This is a genomic window from Polynucleobacter sp. UK-Gri1-W3 (assembly GCF_018881595.1).
GTDB lineage: Bacteria > Pseudomonadota > Gammaproteobacteria > Burkholderiales > Burkholderiaceae > Polynucleobacter.
This window is the reverse complement of record NZ_JACVQA010000008.1, coordinates 421,203-438,736: the sequence shown is the minus strand read 5'-3', so window position 1 is coordinate 438,736 and position 17,534 is coordinate 421,203. Positions and strand designations below refer to the sequence as shown.

The 17,534-nt window shown below is 45.6% G+C and carries 17 protein-coding genes; 12 read left to right on the top strand and 5 right to left on the bottom strand.

Annotated features, from left to right (window positions below; genetic code table 11):
- Window positions 1-28 precede the first annotated feature (28 nt).
- The gene (parC, locus tag ICN36_RS10140; RefSeq protein WP_216228303.1) at window positions 29-2,419 is read left to right on the top strand and encodes a DNA topoisomerase IV subunit A; all 2,391 of its coding nucleotides are present in this window, start codon (window positions 29-31) and stop codon (window positions 2,417-2,419) included.
- Window positions 2,420-2,428: 9 nt separating this feature from the next.
- Here parC and ICN36_RS10135 read toward each other — a convergent pair whose 3' ends face one another.
- Complete coding sequence (locus tag ICN36_RS10135) at window positions 2,429-3,388, bottom strand: XdhC family protein (protein ID WP_216228216.1); 960 nt, start codon at window positions 3,386-3,388, stop codon at window positions 2,429-2,431.
- Window positions 3,389-3,451: 63 nt separating this feature from the next.
- On the opposite strand from ICN36_RS10135, the gene ICN36_RS10130 reads away from it, so the two are divergent.
- Window positions 3,452-4,102 (top strand): NTP transferase domain-containing protein, encoded by a 651-nt coding sequence (locus ICN36_RS10130; protein ID WP_216228215.1) that lies wholly within the window; start codon window positions 3,452-3,454, stop codon window positions 4,100-4,102.
- A 10-nt stretch (window positions 4,103-4,112) separates the two neighbouring features.
- Here ICN36_RS10130 and ICN36_RS10125 read toward each other — a convergent pair whose 3' ends face one another.
- Genes ICN36_RS10125 through ICN36_RS10115 form a run of 3 tightly spaced genes read right to left on the bottom strand, consistent with a single transcriptional unit; the run spans window position 4,113 to window position 6,690 of the window.
- A complete protein-coding gene (locus ICN36_RS10125) occupies window positions 4,113-4,571 on the bottom strand; it encodes a RidA family protein (RefSeq protein ID WP_370623480.1) in 459 nt (152 codons plus the stop codon).
- 50 nt (window positions 4,572-4,621) lie between these two features.
- Window positions 4,622-5,797, bottom strand: a complete 1,176-nt coding sequence (locus tag ICN36_RS10120; RefSeq protein ID WP_216228213.1) for a VWA domain-containing protein — start codon at window positions 5,795-5,797, stop codon at window positions 4,622-4,624.
- Window positions 5,798-5,820: 23 nt separating this feature from the next.
- The gene (locus ICN36_RS10115; RefSeq protein ID WP_216228212.1) at window positions 5,821-6,690 is read right to left on the bottom strand and encodes a MoxR family ATPase; all 870 of its coding nucleotides are present in this window, start codon (window positions 6,688-6,690) and stop codon (window positions 5,821-5,823) included.
- Window positions 6,691-6,851: 161 nt separating this feature from the next.
- Here ICN36_RS10115 and ICN36_RS10110 point away from each other — a divergent pair, with 161 nt between their 5' ends.
- Window positions 6,852-7,217: a cytochrome c gene (locus tag ICN36_RS10110; RefSeq protein WP_216228211.1), complete on the top strand. Its 366-nt coding sequence runs from the start codon at window positions 6,852-6,854 to the stop codon at window positions 7,215-7,217.
- Window positions 7,218-7,248: 31 nt separating this feature from the next.
- A complete protein-coding gene (locus ICN36_RS10105; protein WP_216228210.1) occupies window positions 7,249-7,602 on the top strand; it encodes a c-type cytochrome in 354 nt (117 codons plus the stop codon).
- A 75-nt stretch (window positions 7,603-7,677) separates the two neighbouring features.
- Here the strand turns inward: ICN36_RS10105 and ICN36_RS10100 are convergent, their stop codons facing one another.
- Entirely contained in the window at window positions 7,678-8,316 is a 639-nt protein-coding gene (locus ICN36_RS10100; protein ID WP_216228209.1) for a GntR family transcriptional regulator, read from the bottom strand.
- 94 nt (window positions 8,317-8,410) lie between these two features.
- Between ICN36_RS10100 and scpA the strand changes: the two genes are divergently transcribed.
- Genes scpA through ICN36_RS10060 form a run of 8 tightly spaced genes read left to right on the top strand, consistent with a single transcriptional unit; the run spans window position 8,411 to window position 17,503 of the window.
- Window positions 8,411-10,585 (top strand): methylmalonyl-CoA mutase, encoded by a 2,175-nt coding sequence (scpA, locus tag ICN36_RS10095; protein WP_216228208.1) that lies wholly within the window; start codon window positions 8,411-8,413, stop codon window positions 10,583-10,585.
- 14 nt (window positions 10,586-10,599) lie between these two features.
- On the top strand, window positions 10,600-11,625 hold the full coding sequence (gene meaB, locus ICN36_RS10090) for a methylmalonyl Co-A mutase-associated GTPase MeaB (RefSeq protein ID WP_216228207.1): 1,026 nt from the start codon (window positions 10,600-10,602) through the stop codon (window positions 11,623-11,625).
- Between the two features lie 10 nt (window positions 11,626-11,635).
- On the top strand, window positions 11,636-13,168 hold the full coding sequence (locus tag ICN36_RS10085) for an acyl-CoA carboxylase subunit beta (protein ID WP_216228206.1): 1,533 nt from the start codon (window positions 11,636-11,638) through the stop codon (window positions 13,166-13,168).
- Between the two features lie 14 nt (window positions 13,169-13,182).
- On the top strand, window positions 13,183-15,219 hold the full coding sequence (accC, locus tag ICN36_RS10080) for an acetyl-CoA carboxylase biotin carboxylase subunit (RefSeq protein WP_255531294.1): 2,037 nt from the start codon (window positions 13,183-13,185) through the stop codon (window positions 15,217-15,219).
- Window positions 15,220-15,246: 27 nt separating this feature from the next.
- Window positions 15,247-15,714 carry a VOC family protein gene (locus tag ICN36_RS10075; protein WP_216228205.1) on the top strand — a complete coding sequence of 156 codons (468 nt, stop codon included), beginning with the start codon at window positions 15,247-15,249 and terminating at the stop codon, window positions 15,712-15,714.
- Window positions 15,715-15,747: 33 nt separating this feature from the next.
- Window positions 15,748-16,452, top strand: a complete 705-nt coding sequence (gene tsaB / locus ICN36_RS10070) for a tRNA (adenosine(37)-N6)-threonylcarbamoyltransferase complex dimerization subunit type 1 TsaB (RefSeq protein ID WP_216228204.1) — start codon at window positions 15,748-15,750, stop codon at window positions 16,450-16,452.
- Window positions 16,452-16,982, top strand: coding sequence for a ribosomal protein S18-alanine N-acetyltransferase (rimI, locus tag ICN36_RS10065; RefSeq protein ID WP_216228203.1), 531 nt, complete (start codon window positions 16,452-16,454; stop codon window positions 16,980-16,982). Before tsaB ends, rimI begins: the two co-directional genes overlap by 1 nt.
- Window positions 16,979-17,503: a hypothetical protein gene (locus ICN36_RS10060; protein WP_216228202.1), complete on the top strand. Its 525-nt coding sequence runs from the start codon at window positions 16,979-16,981 to the stop codon at window positions 17,501-17,503. The genes rimI and ICN36_RS10060 overlap by 4 nt, the downstream gene beginning before the upstream one ends.
- Window positions 17,504-17,534 lie beyond the last annotated feature (31 nt).

Below are 17,534 nucleotides of genomic sequence, written 5' to 3'. Positions count from 1 at the left end.
GGATTTATTTGCTAGCCCCATTGTGGAAATGGAAGTAGTCGAAGTAACTGAAGCATCTGAGGCTGATCAGGCACCACCAGTTGCTGCTTCCTCTGGTGGATCAGGCAATCATGACCCAAAAACGGTTGATCTAAATGAAGATGGCAAAGACAGCTTAACTCTAGCCGTATATGCAGAGCGTGCGTATTTAGATTACGCCATTAGCGTTGTGAAGGGCCGCGCTCTGCCTGATGTTTCTGATGGCCAGAAGCCTGTGCAGCGCCGCATTTTGTTCTCCATGAGCGAGATGGGCTTGCGCGCTGATGCTAAGCCGGTGAAAAGTGCCCGCGTGGTTGGTGATGTACTTGGTAAGTTCCATCCTCATGGCGACCAATCCGCATACGATGCCTTGGTTCGTTTGGCACAAAGCTTCTCCTTACGCTATCCATTAATTGATGGTCAAGGAAACTTCGGCTCACGTGATGGTGATGGCGCAGCAGCAATGCGTTACACCGAAGCGCGTTTGACAAAGATTGCTGGCTTACTTTTAAGTGAGATTGATGAAGGTACGGTAGATTTTGCGCCGAACTATGACGGCTCATTCCAAGAGCCTAAATTATTACCAGCACGCCTGCCATTTGTTCTTCTGAATGGAGCATCTGGCATTGCCGTTGGTATGGCGACCGAGATCCCTTCGCATAATTTACGTGAAGTTGCTACGGCTGCTGTTGCCCTAATGAAGTCTCCAAAAATGAGCACTTCAGAGTTGTTAGAAATCATGCCTGGCCCTGACTATCCAGGAGGTGGTCAAATTATTTCTTCTGCAGCAGAAATTGCGCAGATTTATGAGGCAGGGCGCGGCAGTATTAAAGTACGTGCACGTTGGTCTGTTGAAGAATTGGCTCGTGGTCAATGGCAAATTGTGGTCAATGAGCTGCCACCAGCAACTTCCTCACAGCGCGTATTACAAGAGATTGAAGAGATCACCAATCCTAAGGTCAAGGTTGGTAAAAAGACCCTTACGCCTGAGCAAAACAATCTCAAATCAACCATTCTGAATGTGCTTGATGGCGTGCGTGATGAATCTAGTAAAGATGCCGCTGTACGCTTGGTATTTGAGCCTAAGAGCAAGAATATTGACGTCAATGAGTTCGTTAATTTGCTGTTAGCACACACCTCATTGGAATCCAATGCGCCAATGAACTTGGTGATGATTGGTAATGACGGTCGCCCACGTCAAAAGGGTTTAAAAGAAATCCTCTCAGAGTGGGTTGCATTTAGGGTTGCTACAGTGACTCGTCGAACTCAGTACCGCTTAGGCAAAGTTAAAGACCGTATGCATATTTTGGAGGGGCGTTTAACCGTTCTTCTGAATATTGATAAGGTCATCAAGATCATTCGCAATAGCGATGAGCCTAAGGCCGATCTGATTAAAGAATTCAAGCTTAGCGATCGTCAGGCTGAAGATATTCTCGATATCCGTTTGCGTCAGTTGGCTCGCTTGGAAGGCATCAAGATTGAGCAAGAGCTCAAAGAGCTCAAAGCAGAACGCGATGATCTAGAGGGTTTATTGCAAAGCGATACAGTACTGCGCAAGCGCATCATCAAAGAAATCGAATCCGATATGAAGGATTTTGGCGATGATCGTCGCACCCTTATTCAGGAAGATAAACGCGCTGTAGCTGAGACCAAAATCATTGATGAACCTGTCACAGTAATTGTTTCTCAAAAAGGTTGGGTACGTGTTCGTCAAGGGCATGAGCATGACGCAACTCAGTTTGCCTTCAAGGCAGGCGATGCTTTATATGCAACCTTTGAAGTGAGAACTGTAGATGTTATTCAGGGCTTTGGTAGTGACGGACGCGTTTATACCGTTCCCGTCAGCGACTTACCTGGTGCGCGTGGCGATGGCTCACCATTGACTAGCTTTGTTAACTTGGCTGCTGGCTCGCAGATGGTTGCGTATTACGCTGGCCAGTCTGATGATCTGGTATTGCTATCTACCAAGGCAGGCTTTGGTTTCTTGGCTAATGTTGCGGATATGACTACTCGTAACAAAGCTGGAAAATCATTCTTGAGCATGGATGCCAAAGTTTCTGGTGATGCACCCTTAGGTGCGGCTAAGGTAAAGGTAGGCATGAAGCAAGTTGCTTGCTTATCAGCAACCTCAAAGTTGTTGGTATTCCCATTGGATGAGCTCAAACGTTTGCCTACAGGCGGTAAGGGCGTAATCCTGATGGGCTTAGATGATGAAGAACACTTGGCTTCAGCTATCGCAGTTGGACCGGCCGGCGCTACTTATTCAGGTGCAGGGCGTGCTGGTAAGCCTACTGAACTAAGTTTGGATGCAAAAACCTTAAAGTCATTTGCCGGTAACCGTGCACGCAAAGGTCACTTTGTTGAGCCACGTTTAAAAGACGGTAAGTTAACAGCGATCTAAGTAAGGCGTTTAGGTTTTCTTTGGAATACTCACGCCATATTTAACGGCAATCACTTCCGCCAGAATCGATACAGCGATTTCTGGTGGGGTGAGGGCGCCAATATACAGTCCAACTGGGCCATGTAACTTTTCAACTTGTTCTTGAGTAACATCAAACTCTAGCAAACGCTCTTTACGTTTCTGGGTATTTTTTCGACTACCCAAAGCGCCGACATAAAACGCCGGTGACTTGAGCGCCTCCATAAGCGCCATGTCATCTAACTTAGGGTCATGCGTTAGTGCTACAACCGCCGTATGAGAATCAACGCCGATCTCTAGCAAGACATCGTCTGGCATGCCCTTAGAGAAAGTAATATCAGATCTATCAAGCCCTTCTGCATATTCTTCACGCGGATCGATCACAATCACTTCAAAGTCAGAGGCTAGTGCAAAATCTGCGGTATATAAGGAGAGCTGACCGGCGCCAATAATGACCATACGCCAACGTGGGCCGTAAGTCGTTTGCATTACTTCCTCTGTACAGGCAAATTCATCACTGCGGTCACCTTGGCTGAGGGTGGATTTTCCAGTAGCTAAATTTACAGAGCGACGGGTAATTTGATGAGAAGAAATATCCGCAAGTAACTTTTCCAGCACCGCTAATTCTGGCCTAGGCTCAACCAGTAAGCGTAAAGTCCCGCCGCAAGGAAGGCCAAAGCGTGCTGCCTCTTGTTGGGTAACACCATAAACGACCATTTCAGGGGTATTGCGCGTGAGTATTTCAGTTTGCACTCGGCGTATAAGATCATCCTCAACGCAGCCGCCAGAAACAGAGCCAGCAACTTGCCCGTCGGCCCGAATAGCAAGCCAAGAGCCTATTGGACGGGGAGCGGAGCCCCAAGTCTGGACAACAGTCGCAATAGCTACGGATTGACCCGATTGGAGCCATTCAACGGCAGATTTGAGGACGCTTAAATCGGTGCTGTTCATGCGTTTTCTTCTTTTACGTTCTATTGTGAATACTTTTATTAATAACTATTTATTATCACTCTAATGACTGTTTCTAGTGAACCCTCCATAAAAGCAAAATTTCGCCTAGCCATCATCATATTGGCTGCGGGTCAGGGGAGTCGTTTGGGTGGATATCCTAAAGCCTTGTTAAAAAAGGATGGGGACAGTTTGTTAACCCGCTTCATTCAAGCAATTCAAAACTGTGACCCCCTCGAGACTTTGTTGGTTACTGGTTTTTACTCAGACAAAATTGAAGCGGAAATTAATTCATTAAAACCGACTATCCATAGTTCAATCACTTTGGTGAAAAACCCCAATCCAGATTTAGGCCAACCTTCTTCTGTGCGGCTTGGTCTTGAGTCACTAAAGTCTGACTATGATGTTTTGTTAATTGCGCTATGTGATCAGCCTAGTATCACCAGTGCTGAGATCGAGGCATTGCTAGAGCAATTTAATCAAAGAACCGCAAACCAAGAAATCATCTTGCCCATAGTCAACGATCAACGCGGTAATCCAGTGCTGTTTTCAAAGCGGGTGATTGAGAAAATCCTAGCAATCCCCGGTATGGTCTGTAGACCCTATATGGATCAGCATCCAGAGCTGGTTAAATTATTTGTGACTGAAAACCAAGCCTATTTAATGGATGTCGATACGCAAGCTGATATCCAGAAACTAGGACTTGATCCCATTTAATTCAATTGAATTAAATCTCAGCGATTAATTCAATTTCAACACAAGCCCCAAGCGGAATCTGTGCCACACCAAATGCGCTACGTGCATGTTTGCCGGCATCACCAAAGACTTCAAACAGTAACTCTGAGCAGCCATTCACAACCAGGTGCTGCTCTGTATAGCTGTCAGTGGAGTTGACTAAGCCCATCACTTTAACGATGCGCTTTACTTTATCTAAAGAGCCTAGATGATTTTGTAAAGTGGCAATCAAATCAATTGCGATGGAGCGTGCAGCTGCTTTACCAGTTTCTGTATCCATATCTTGACCTAGTTTTCCAACCCAAGGTTTGCCGTCGCGTTTAGCAATATGACCAGAAAGAAAAACAGTATTGCCAGTTGTAGCTGCCATGACATAGGCAGCAGCAGGGGGTCCTGGTGGAGGTAAATCAATTCCGAGGGTTTTAAGGCGTTCGCTAATATTTGTAGTCATGGGCATTGTTTGTATAAATTAAAAAAAGATTAAATATGGTTATTCAAATCTTACTTTGAAAGCTGACGCATGGCACTTTCAAGGCCATTTAAGGTAACAGGGTACATGCGATCTCTCATGAGATTTTGCATAATATCGATCGATTGACGATATTGCCAAATGGATTCAGGCTCTGGGTTAAGCCAGGCAAAGTGGGGGAAGTGATCGATGAGTCGATTAATCCAAACAGCGCCCGCTTCTTTATTGTTGTATTCAACAGAGCCATTGGGGCTCAGTATTTCATAAGGAGACATGGTCGCATCCCCAACAAAAATCAACTTATAGTCTGGCCCATATTTGTTGATGATGTCTTGAGTGGGGGTGGCTTGATCTCGCTGGCGGCGATTGCTTTGCCAAAGATTTTCATAAACACAGTTGTGAAAGTAGTAATGCTCTAAATGCTTAAATTCGGCTTTAGCAGCAGAGAATAGCTCTGCAATGCGCTGAATATGATCATCCATCGAGCCACCAACATCCATCAGCAGCAAAACTTTGACTTGATTGTGGCGTTCAGGCCGCATTTGAATATCGAGCATGCCAGCATTTGCAGCAGTTGAATGAATGGTCTTGTCTAAATCAAGCTCCATCGTTGAGCCTTCGCGAGCAAAACGCCGCAAGCGTCGTAAAGCTACTTTGATATTGCGGGTGCCTAAGGCTAAATCGCTGTCATAGTCTTTAAATTCGCGAGCTTCCCAAACTTTGATAGCCGTTCTGTTGCCCGCACTTTCACCACCAATACGAATGCCTTCAGGGTGGTAGCCGCTATGGCCAAAAGGTGAGGAGCCTCCAGCCCCAATCCACTTATTGCCACCTCCATGCCATTCTTTTTGTTCTTTTAAAAGCTCTTCGAGGCGCTTCTTCAAAGCATCTGGACCGCCCAATTTTTGGAGTGCCGCTTTTTCTTCATCAGTCAGGACGCGTTGCAGTTTTTTCTCAAGCCAATCTAGAGGTATGTCTGGTGAGAGGGCAATGATTTGCTCAACACCATTAAAGTAAGCCCCAAAGACTTGGTCAAAGCGATCAAAGTGCTGCTCGTCCTTTACCAGAGTCATGCGTGAGAGTTGATAAAACTCATCAATAGAAGTATTAATAACGCCTGATTTCAAAGCCTCCAAGAGAGTTAAAAATTCTCGCACTGAAACAGGCACCTTGGCCTCTTTCAGATTAAGGAAGAATTGAATCAACATGAAAGCAGTCTTTTGATGGCTGGTTAACGATGATTGCGATTCATCATGACTAAGCGCTCAAACAAATGAATATCTTGTTCATTCTTTAAAAGTGCACCATGCAAAGGCGGGACCACAATCTTTTCATCATTGCTGTAGAGCGCCTCAGGCGGAATGTCTTCGGTCAAGAGGAGCTTGAGCCAGTCAATCAACTCTGAAGTACTCGGCTTCTTCTTAAGACCCGGTAATGATCGTATTTGGTAGAAAGCCTTAAGGGCCGCATCCAGAAGATCTTGCTTGATATTAGGATGATGTACATCCACGATACTTTGCATCGTTTGCGCATCAGGGAAGGTGATGTAATGAAAGAAGCAGCGACGCAAGAAGGCATCGGGTAATTCTTTTTCGTTATTAGAGGTGATGATGACGAGGGGGCGATGTTTTGCTTTAATTAATTCACGAGTTTCATAAACATAGAACTCCATGCGATCAATTTCCCGCAATAAGTCATTTGGAAACTCAATATCGGCTTTATCAATTTCATCAATCAGCAATACCGTAGGTTCATCCGCTTCAAAGGCTTGCCAAAGAACACCCCTAACAATGTAGTTGCGAATATCTTTGACTTTTTCATCGCCTAATTGTGAATCACGCAAGCGGCTCACAGCGTCATATTCATATAGACCTTGTTGTGCTTTTGTAGTGGACTTGATATGCCACTGTAATAGCGGCATGTTCAGCGCAGCCGCCACTTCCTCTGCAAGCATTGTTTTGCCTGTGCCTGGTTCGCCCTTAATTAAGAGGGGGCGTTGTAGCGCAATGGCTGCATTCACTGCTAGCTTGAGATCGTCTGTAGCGACATAGCTTTGGCTTCCGTCAAAGCGGTTTTGGTGTGTAGGGATGTGTTTGCTCATCTTGTCGTCTAAAAAGTGCTGGGTTAAGCATTCCAGTATAGGTAAATGAAGCAAATTTTTCAGTATTTCTCCTGTTTTTGGCCCCTGGAATGGCGAGAAGGGCGTCTGTCCGCTATACTCTTGCCAATTGATCTAAATCAAACTCATTAATAATGATTTCTATGAAAAAACTCTCAATTCTTCCTCATTTGGCTGTTGCTGCAACCTTGGCTTTTGCTGGTTCTGTTGCTCAGGCTGATGAAGTACAAGGTAACGCTGCAGCTGGTAATGCCAAAGTTTGGCTATGTGTTGGCTGCCATTCCATCCCTGATTACCGTGCTGACTACCCTTTGGTATATAAAGTGCCTATGTTGGGCGGCCAGAATGCTGCTTATATCGCTACCGCTTTGTCTGAATACAAAAAGGGTGATCGTAAGCATCCAACGATGCGTGCCATTGCTGCTAGCTTGTCTGATCAAGATATGGCTGATATTGGCGAATACTATGCTGCGCAGACTGCCACCTCACCTAAAAACCCATTGAAGTGATTCATTGATAAAGATACATAGAGATACTTTTATGAAATTCGCACTAATTACAGCAGTTTTGCTTTCAAGCATTGGTTTTGTGAACGTGGCAAATGCTGCTAGCGTCGATAAAGGCATGGCATTGGTAGAGAAGGCTAACTGTGCTTCTTGTCATGGTGCAGGTCTAAATGCTCCAATCTTGCCAGCTTACCCAAAGCTAGCCGGTCAGCATGCTGACTACATTTATTACGCACTGAAGGCTTACAAAGTAGGCAACGGTAACCCACAATATGGTCGTAACAACGCTATCATGGCCTCACAAGTTCAAGTCTTTACCGGTGCGGATCTACAAGACATTGCTGCCTATGTTGCCTCACTCCCAGGTAACTTAGTCGTTAAAAAGTAAACCCTGCTTAAACTGCTTACATCAAAGGCTTAGAATAATCTTCTAAGCCTTTATTTTTTATAGGTATTTCAATATCTAACGAAGCGCCTCTAGGCCTTGGGCCAGGTGTTTTCGCATGGCGGATTCAGCTGCTTGCTCATCCCGTTTCAACAGCGCTCTCAGAATTTCACGATGCTCAACTAGGGAGTTTTGCAATCTTCCAGTGCTCGTTAACGACTCTCTGCGATGAAGTTTGAGAACTTTTCGCAGATCGGCAATTACGCCATTCATCCAGCGATTTCCTGCAATTTCTTGTATTAATTCATGAAATTTGCCATTTATCTCAAAAAACTGCTCAATATCGCGATCTGCAGCTGCTTTTTCCAGTCGGTGGTGCAGGTGATCCAAGAGGTTTAACTCACCCTCAGTTGCCTTAATAGACGCTTCCTTAGCAGCTTGACCCTCTAAAAGTGAGAGGATAGTAAAGATTTGTTCTAAATCCTTCCTGGCAACCTCAGTTACATATGCGCCACGACGCATTTTGATGGTTACAAGGCCTTCAGAGGCTAAAACCTTAATCGCTTCACGCATTGGTGTGCGACTAATACCGAACTGGACAGCCAAAGATTGTTCATCTAGCCAGCTTCCAGGCGCTAGCTGTTTGCTAAAGATCTGCTCCCGTAGTCGGTCGGCAACGTCTTCGTATAGGGGCCTATTATTCAGTTTTGTATTCATAATTATGAATACATTATGTAGACAAATGAATAATTGTCAAGCAGAATGTAAGGACATTACGATGCAACGCAGCAAAAATTAACCAGGAGTTTTTGTGAGTTCTAAAGAAAACAATTCATGGCCATCCTTTCCGGAAACTAATCTGGAGGCTTGGAAAAAGTCAGCGCAAAAATCTGCACCTAATGGTGATGTTGATTCTTTGGGCTGGAAAACGCCAGATGGAATTCATTTAAAAGCGTTGTACACATCGTCGGATGTTGAAGGTCTTAATTACACAAATACATTGCCTGGTTTCGAACCATTTGTTCGTGGTCCGCAAGCCACAATGTATTCAGTACGTCCATGGACTATTCGTCAGTACGCTGGTTTTTCAACCGCTGAAGAATCTAATGCTTTTTATCGCAAAGCGTTGGATGCCGGTGGTCAAGGGGTATCTGTTGCGTTTGACTTAGCTACTCATCGTGGTTACGACTCAGACCATCCTCGCGTTACAGGCGATGTAGGTAAGGCTGGAGTTGCAATTGATTCTGTAGAGGATATGAAGATCCTGTTTGATGGCATTCCATTGGACAAGGTATCTGTTTCGATGACGATGAACGGCGCTGTATTACCGGTACTCGCTGGCTATATCGTTGCCGGTGAAGAGCAAGGCGTAAAGCAGGAGCAGTTATCTGGAACCATTCAGAATGACATTCTGAAAGAGTTCATGGTGCGTAATACCTATATTTACCCACCTGAGCCTTCAATTCGGATCATTGGCGACATTATTGAGTACACCGCCAAACATATGCCCAAGTTCAACTCGATTTCTATTTCGGGTTATCACATGCAAGAGGCAGGCGCCAACCAAGTATTGGAATTGGCTTTCACATTGGCTGACGGTAAAGAGTATGTAAAAACCGCACTTGCCAAAGGCTTAGATGTTGATGGTTTTGCAGGCCGCTTATCTTTCTTCTTTGCAATTGGTATGAACTTCTATCTTGAAGTTGCAAAGTTGCGTGCCGCACGTTTGTTGTGGTGGCGCATTATGAAATCCTTCGAGCCCAAGAACCCAAAATCTTTGATGTTGCGCACACACTGCCAAACATCCGGCTGGTCTTTGACCGAGCAAGACCCTTACAACAATGTTGTGAGAACAACTGTTGAGGCCATGGCAGCTGTATTTGGCGGGACTCAGTCATTGCATACCAATTCCTTGGATGAGGCGATTGCCTTGCCTTCTGAGTTCTCAAGCCGTATTGCACGTAATACCCAATTGATTTTGCAAGAAGAGACGCATATCCCAAGCGTAATTGATCCATGGGCGGGTTCTTACATGATGGAGAACCTTACACAAGAGATGGCTGATAAAGCTTGGGAGATCATCCAGGAAGTGGAAGCCATGGGTGGGATGACGAAAGCCGTTGAAAGCGGCTGGGCTAAGCTCAAAATTGAAGCTGCTGCAGCTGAAAAGCAAGCCAAGATTGACTCTGGCTCAGATGTCATCGTAGGTGTTAATAAATACAAACTAGGCAAAGAAGACCTGGTTGACGTGTTAATGATCGATAACGATAAGGTGCGCGAAGGCCAAGTTGCTCGTTTGAAGGATATTAAGGCTAAGCGTGATTCCAAAAAAGTAGAGGCTGCGTTAGAAGCGTTAACCAAGGCTGCTGAAGATAACTCTGGTAACTTATTGGAGTTGTCGGTAAACGCCATTCGTTTACGTGCGACGGTAGGTGAAGTTTCGGATGCATTAGAAAAAGTTTACGGGCGCCATCGCGCCGATACTCAAAAGGTGACTGGTGTGTATGCAGCTGCTTATGACTCAGCCGAAGGCTGGGCAAAACTCCAAACAGAGATTGCTGACTTTGCAAAAGACTTCGGACGTCGTCCGCGGGTAATGATTGCGAAGCTCGGCCAAGACGGCCACGACCGTGGTGCAAAAGTAGTTGCTACTGCTTTTGCCGACTTAGGTTTTGACGTGGATATCGGGCCTTTATTTCAAACCCCTGAGGAGTGTGCTCGTCAAGCTATCGAGAACGACGTTCACGCATTAGGTGTCTCAACATTGGCGGCTGGACATAAGACCTTGGTGCCAGCCATCATTGCTGAATTAAAGAAGCAGGGCTCAGATGACATCATCGTATTCGTTGGTGGCGTCATTCCGAGACAGGATTATGAATTCCTCTACGAGGCCGGTGTAAAAGGTATTTATGGTCCAGGCACACCAATTCCGGCTTCGGCCAAGGATGTGCTTGAGCAAATTCGCAAGTCTGTGAAACCAGCTTAATACGGATCATAGGCATGCTCGAAGCTGCTGATCAGACTCTGGTGAATGATCTCACTGGTGCGCCTTCGCTTAAACAGCGACGCGCATTAGCAAAGATCATTACTTTGCTTGAATCGACTCGACTAGACCACCGTCATCGTGCAGATGACGTCCTGAATTCTTTATTGCCCAAAACAGGTAAATCATTTCGTTTAGGAATCTCAGGAGTACCCGGAGTTGGTAAATCAACTTTGATTGAAACTCTAGGCCTTTACCTAATCGAAAAAGGTCATCGAGTTGCCGTATTGGCGATTGATCCTTCCTCAAGCATTTCTGGCGGCTCCATCCTGGGTGATAAGACTCGTATGGAGCGCTTATCTGTTTTAGAAAATGCCTTTATTCGTCCCAGCCCTTCGTCTTGCACGCTAGGCGGCGTAGCAGAGAAGACGCGTGAAGCTATGTTGGTTGCAGAGGCTGCAGGTTTTGACGTCATCATTGTTGAAACGGTCGGCGTGGGGCAGAGTGAAATCGCAGTTGCTGGTATGACGGATATGTTTCTGTTGTTGCAGCTACCAAATGCAGGCGATGATTTGCAGGCAATTAAAAAAGGCGTGATGGAAATTGCCGATTTAATCGTGATTAATAAAGCAGATATTGATCCTGATGCCGCTATGCGTGCCCAGCTATTCATCACAAGTTCATTGCGTCTATTAGGTTTTCAGGGCAACCCTGATCATGCCTCCCACGTCAAAGAATCATGGCACCCCCAAGTAATGAGCTTGAGTGCTTTAGAAGGAAAAGGTGTGCCAGAGATGTGGGATAAGGTTTCTCACTTTGCTTCTATTCAAAGGGCAAATGGGAAGTTTGAATCTCGTCGCAAGGAGCAGGCTGGCGCATGGATGTGGGATCGCATAGATGCTGGATTAAAAAACGCATTTCGTAGCAATGAAGTAGTACAAAAACTTCTACCAAGTTTGAGTGCCCAAGTAAACCAAGGAACCATGGCAGCTTCAGTTGCAGCAAGACGACTACTAGAAGCCATGGGGCATGAATTTTTCTAAGGAGTAGGAAATGAAGGACATCATTGAACAGCTTGAGGCCAAGCGTGAGCTTGCCCGATTAGGTGGTGGGCAAAAACGTATTCAAGCCCAGCACGCTAAGGGTAAATTAACCGCTCGTGAGCGTATTGAGCTCTTGCTTGATGCTGGCACCTTTGAAGAGTGGGATATGTTTGTTGAGCACCGCTGTCATGACTTTGGCATGGCTGATCAAACGGTTCCTGGCGATGGTGTGGTTACCGGCTACGGAATGATTAACGGTCGTTTGGTATTTGTTTTTTCACAAGATTTCACCGTTTTAGGTGGCTCCTTGTCAGAAGCCCATGCAGAAAAGATTTGTAAGATCATGGATCAGGCGCTCAAAGTAGGTGCTCCTGTGATTGGCTTAAATGACTCTGGTGGTGCACGTATTCAAGAGGGCGTTGCATCTCTTGGCGGTTATGCAGAAATTTTCCAGCGCAATGTCACTGCATCTGGCGTGATCCCCCAAATTTCATTGATCATGGGTCCTTCAGCTGGGGGTGCTGTTTACTCGCCAGCGTTGACTGATTTCATCTTCATGGTGAAAGATAGCTCTTATATGTTTGTGACTGGTCCTGAAGTCGTTAAGACCGTCACTCATGAAGATGTGACTGCTGAAGAATTGGGTGGTGCAGTAACTCACTCAACAGTATCGGGCGTCTGCGATTTGGCCTTTGATAACGATGTTGATGCAATCATGATGTTGCGTCGTTTCTTTAACTACTTGCCCCTCTCTAACCGCGAAAAACCACCATTGATCAAGGGTGCGAATCGTACAGAAGAGCCTGACTTCTCCTTAGATACATTGGTCCCATCCAATCCAAATCAACCTTACGACATGAAAGAGTTGATTGAGAAAATCGTGGATGATGGTGAGTTCTTTGAATTACAACCTGACTATGCGAAGAATATTGTGATTGGCTTTGCCCGTATGGAGGGCCGCTCAATTGGTATTGTTGCCAATCAACCTTTAATTCTTGCTGGCTGTTTAGATATCAAAGCATCTATTAAAGCGGCGCGCTTTGTACGCTTTTGTGATGCCTTCAATATCCCAGTGGTTACCTTGGTTGATGTCCCGGGCTTTATGCCTGGTACCGCCCAAGAATACGGCGGCATCATTAAGCATGGTGCCAAGTTACTTTATGCGTACGCTGATTGCACTGTACCTAAGGTGACCTTAATTACTCGTAAAGCCTATGGTGGCGCTTACGACGTGATGGCTTCTAAGCATTTACGAGGTGATGTGAACTTTGCATGGCCTTCAGCAGAAATTGCTGTGATGGGGCCTAAAGGTGCTGTAGAAATTATCTTCCGCGAAGAAAAGTCAGATCCACAAAAGATTGCGGCACGTGAAGCTGAATATAAGTCTAAGTTCGCCAACCCCTTTGTAGCAGGACGCCGTGGCTATATTGATGACGTTATTCTTCCGCACGAAACTCGCAAGCGTATTGCTCGTTCACTGGCAATGCTCAAAGACAAAGACTTAAAGAATCCTGCGCGTAAACACGGCAATATTCCTCTGTAAGGCGCTGATAAAAGATGACTACGAAAATGTTTAAGAAAATTCTGATTGCGAATCGCGGTGAGATTGCTTGCCGCGTAATGATGACCGCCAAGAAAATGGGCATCAAAACTGTGGCTGTTTATTCTGAAGCTGATAAAGAGGCGCGTCATGTGCAACTGGCCGATGAAGCAGTTTGCATTGGGCCGGCACCTTCACGCGAATCTTATTTGGTGATGGATCGAACCATCCAAGCTTGCAAGGAAACCGGTGCCGAAGCAGTTCACCCTGGTTATGGCTTTTTATCTGAGAACGAGCAGTTTGCTAAGCGCTGTGAGGAAGAGGGCATTGTTTTCATTGGTCCTAAGCATCAATCTATCGCAGCAATGGGTGACAAGATTGCCTCTAAGAAGCTTGCCTTAGAAGCCAAGGTCAACACCATTCCTGGTTATAACGAGGCGATTGATACCACTGAAGAAGCGGTCAAAATTGCTCAGGGTATTGGTTACCCCGTGATGATTAAGGCATCTGCAGGCGGTGGCGGTAAAGGTTTACGTGTTGCATTTAATGACAAAGAAGCGGCCGAAGGTTTTGCAGCTTGCAAAACTGAAGCCATGAATAGCTTTGGCGATGATCGAATCTTTATTGAGAAGTTCGTTGAAGGTCCACGTCACATTGAGATTCAGGTGTTGGGCGATTCGTATGGCAATGTGGTTTACCTAAACGAGCGTGATTGCTCGATTCAGCGCCGTCATCAAAAGGTTATTGAAGAGGCGCCATCACCATTTATCGATCCTGCAACCCGCAAAGCCATGGGCGAACAAGCAGTTGCTCTAGCTAAGGCTGTGAACTATCAATCTGCTGGCACGGTTGAGTTTGTTGTTGGAAAAGATAAGTCTTTCTACTTCTTGGAAATGAATACTCGCCTACAGGTAGAGCATCCAGTGACAGAAAGCATTACTGGCCTTGACCTAGTTGAGCAAATGATTCGTGTTGCTGCTGGCGAAAAATTGACATTTAAACAAGAAGATGTGAAGTTGGATGGCTGGTCAATGGAGTGCCGTATTAATGCGGATGATCCATTCAGAAACTTCCTGCCTTCAACCGGCCGCCTTGTGAAATACCGTCCTCCAGAGTCTATTAACGGCGTACGTGTTGATACAGGCGTATATGAGGGTGGCGAGATTCCGATGTATTACGACTCGATGATTGCCAAGTTGATTGTGCATGGTAAGGATCGTGCTGAAGCGATTGAGAAAATGCGCGCTGCTTTGAATGATTTTGTGATTCGTGGAATCCATTCAAATATCCCGTTTCAGGCCGCCTTATTGCAGCATCCACGCTTTGTGAATGGCGACTTTACCACTGGCTTCATTGCTGAGGAGTATCCGGAGGGCTTCAAGAAGGGTTCAGTGCAACCATCTGATCCTAAGCGTTTGGCAGCCTTAGCAGCATTTATGCGATATCGCTACCTTCAACATATTCAAATGATTGATGGTCAATTAGCTGGCCATGAAATGATCATTGGCAAGAAGTTTGTTGTCGTTACTGGTAAAAAAACCGGTTCGATGGATGATCCTTATGAAGTTCCTATTCGAGTCGAGCTTAAGGATGGTGTTTATTCCGTCTATATTGATGAAGCAGATGGCGTAAGTCGTTATGACATCGTTAGCGATTGGCGACCAGGACAAATTTGTCTGCATGCCACCATTAATGGTACTCATAAAATCACTGCACAAGTTGAGCGTCGTGGCGTGAGATATGGCCTGATTCTAGATGGCGTTCATTTCGAGTGCATGGTTCTGAGCCCCTTAGGAGCAGAGCTACAGCGTCGTATGCCTGTGAAGTTGCCTCCTGATACCTCTAAATTGGTTATGTCTCCAATGCCTGGACTTCTGACAAAAATCGCTGTAAAGGTTGGCGAGGCAGTCACCGCCGGTCAAAAACTGGCATCGATTGAAGCAATGAAAATGGAAAACACACTATCTGCAATGCAAGATGGTGTTGTTGCTGAAATCTGCGCTAAAGAGGGCGATAGTTTGGCAGTTGATCAATTGATTATTCGCTTCGAGTAATCTGCTTGTAAAAAAGGATTGATATCTATGAGTACTAAGCCATTTAAGATTTTAGGTATTCAGCAAATTGCCATTGGCGGAGAAAATAAAGATCGACTCAAAAAGTTGTGGGTTGATATGCTTGGATTTGAATACAAAAGCACTTTTGTTTCAGAGCGTGAAAACGTTGATGAGGATATCTGCGCCATTGGTCAAGGCGCGCATGAGATTGAGGTTGATTTAATGCAGCCTTTTGATATTGAAAAGAAACCAGCTGTTCACCAGACGCCACTAAACCATATAGGCTTATGGGTAGATGACTTGCCTAAAGCGGTTGAATGGCTCTCGGCAAATGGCCTTCGTTTTGCGCCCGGGGGTATCCGCAAAGGCGCCGCTGGCTACGACATCACCTTCGTTCACCCCAAGGGTAATGATGAGTTTCCCATTAGCGGCGAGGGGGTGTTAATTGAGCTGGTTCAAGCCCCGCCAGAGGTCATTGCAGGATTAAGTCCATAATTTGGACTTGCAATCAACTAAACAAGGCTTACTGTGGCAAATATTTTAGCCATCGATACCTCCTCAGCTTGGTGTTCGGTGGCTTTATCTCTAGGCGATCAAGCGCCAGAGCTTAGACATGAAGCGGTCTCAGCTGGCGCTAGCCAACTCCTATTGCCATGGATTGAATCGCTTTTAAGCGAGGGAAATATTTCTTTAAAGAATCTGGATGCCATTGCGGTAGGCATTGGTCCTGGCGCATTTACTGGTGTTAGGTTGGGGGTGGCCGCAGTTCAAGGGCTGGCTATTTCAAATAATCTTCCAGTGATTTCTGTAATTAGCCAAGATGCAATAGCAGCGCAACTAATCAACACAAGCGCCTTCAAAAAAATCAATCCCCGATATTTTGTCATTGCTATTGATGCACGTATGGAAGAGGTCTACTGGGCTAGATATGAAACTCAGTCCGACTTATTACTAAAACGTATTGGCGATATCCATCTCACTAAGCCTGAGGGCATTAATTTGGATGGTATTGGGTTCTTAGCGGGTAGTGCTTTAAATGCCTACAAAGACCGTTTGCCAAACTTTACCGGTAACTTAGATTCAGAGATTTCTATATCGGCTTTGGGGATCCTGGATTGTGCAAAGCAAATTTTTGCAAAGGGGTTGCAGCATGATGTTCGGCAACTTGAGCCTATGTATATTCGAAATAAAGTCGCATTAACTACTGCTGAGCGCGAAGAGGCATTTAAGTAATGTCAGAACATACATCAGTCGGAGAAGAGGCAGAGCTGTCATTCATGCCAATGCAGGCAGCAGATCTCGACGAGGTTTTGAAAATTGAGTCTGTCTCGCACATTCATCCCTGGACTAAGGGTAATTTTTCTGATTCGCTAGCTGCTGGGCATTGGGCATACTGCATTCGCCCTCAAGCAGATCAAATGGTGAAGGGCTCCTATTTAGATCCAGCAGTTCTGTGGGCTTATTGCATCTTATTTCCTGCGGTAGATGAATTGCATCTGCTCAATATTACGGTATCACCCCATTTGCGTAAACTTGGTCTTGGCAAAAGAATGATGGCTGCTATTGAAGGTGTTGCCGCGCAGCAAAAAATGCCTCGGATCATTTTGGAGGTGAGACCTACTAACACCGCAGCTTTGGCGCTGTATCAATATTTGGGCTACGAGCAAATTGGTGTGCGCAAGAATTACTACCCAGCCAATCTAGGGACTGGTATGCGCGAGGATGCACTGGTGATGGCTAAATCGATTAAGCTAGAGCTATGACCAATACGCATTCAACCTTCTTAAAAGAAATGGGCATTACTGAATGGACCTCTCGAGATGCGGTTCAGCCCTCTATTGAGGTTGCTAATCCCGGGAATTCAGCTGCAGCAGCATCGGATAATAGCTCTTCACAGATTGCCTCACGTGGCATTTGGTGGTTTTTTGGTACAGAACCTCAGGGTGATGCTCAAGTCTTGTTTCAAAATATCATCCGTGTACTAGGCCTTAGCAAGCATGAGTGGTCCTTGAAAAATCCTACAGAAAACTTAAGTCAGCTGATAAGCCCTGAGTCACCAGTGGTAGTCTTTGCGTTTGGCGGGCCAGTTGCCCAGAAGATAACGGGCGAGAGAGATCCATTGCCTCAGCTGCGTGACACAGTATTAGCTCTTAATACAGGTAACGAGGAAGAAATCCCTGTAATTGCTTCTTTTGAGTTGAGTCAAGCCCTTAACAAACCACAAGAGAAAGCTTTGCTTTGGCAGGACTTATTGATGGCCAGATCAGTATTGCAAAACTGCTAACAACCCAGCCCTATTTTATTAGGGCGTATTG

Coding starts and splice junctions, on each gene's coding strand:
- parC (WP_216228303.1), top strand. CDS start 29: ATGGAAGTAGTCGAAGTAACTGAAGCATCTGAGGCTGATCAGGCACCA.
- ICN36_RS10135 (WP_216228216.1), bottom strand. CDS start 3,388: ATGAACAGCACCGATTTAAGCGTCCTCAAATCTGCCGTTGAATGGCTC.
- ICN36_RS10130 (WP_216228215.1), top strand. CDS start 3,452: ATGACTGTTTCTAGTGAACCCTCCATAAAAGCAAAATTTCGCCTAGCC.
- ICN36_RS10125 (WP_370623480.1), bottom strand. CDS start 4,571: ATGACTACAAATATTAGCGAACGCCTTAAAACCCTCGGAATTGATTTA.
- ICN36_RS10120 (WP_216228213.1), bottom strand. CDS start 5,797: ATGTTGATTCAATTCTTCCTTAATCTGAAAGAGGCCAAGGTGCCTGTT.
- ICN36_RS10115 (WP_216228212.1), bottom strand. CDS start 6,690: ATGAGCAAACACATCCCTACACACCAAAACCGCTTTGACGGAAGCCAA.
- ICN36_RS10110 (WP_216228211.1), top strand. CDS start 6,852: ATGAAAAAACTCTCAATTCTTCCTCATTTGGCTGTTGCTGCAACCTTG.
- ICN36_RS10105 (WP_216228210.1), top strand. CDS start 7,249: ATGAAATTCGCACTAATTACAGCAGTTTTGCTTTCAAGCATTGGTTTT.
- ICN36_RS10100 (WP_216228209.1), bottom strand. CDS start 8,316: ATGAATACAAAACTGAATAATAGGCCCCTATACGAAGACGTTGCCGAC.
- meaB (WP_216228207.1), top strand. CDS start 10,600: ATGCTCGAAGCTGCTGATCAGACTCTGGTGAATGATCTCACTGGTGCG.
- ICN36_RS10085 (WP_216228206.1), top strand. CDS start 11,636: ATGAAGGACATCATTGAACAGCTTGAGGCCAAGCGTGAGCTTGCCCGA.
- accC (WP_255531294.1), top strand. CDS start 13,183: ATGACTACGAAAATGTTTAAGAAAATTCTGATTGCGAATCGCGGTGAG.
- ICN36_RS10075 (WP_216228205.1), top strand. CDS start 15,247: ATGAGTACTAAGCCATTTAAGATTTTAGGTATTCAGCAAATTGCCATT.
- rimI (WP_216228203.1), top strand. CDS start 16,452: ATGTCAGAACATACATCAGTCGGAGAAGAGGCAGAGCTGTCATTCATG.
- ICN36_RS10060 (WP_216228202.1), top strand. CDS start 16,979: ATGACCAATACGCATTCAACCTTCTTAAAAGAAATGGGCATTACTGAA.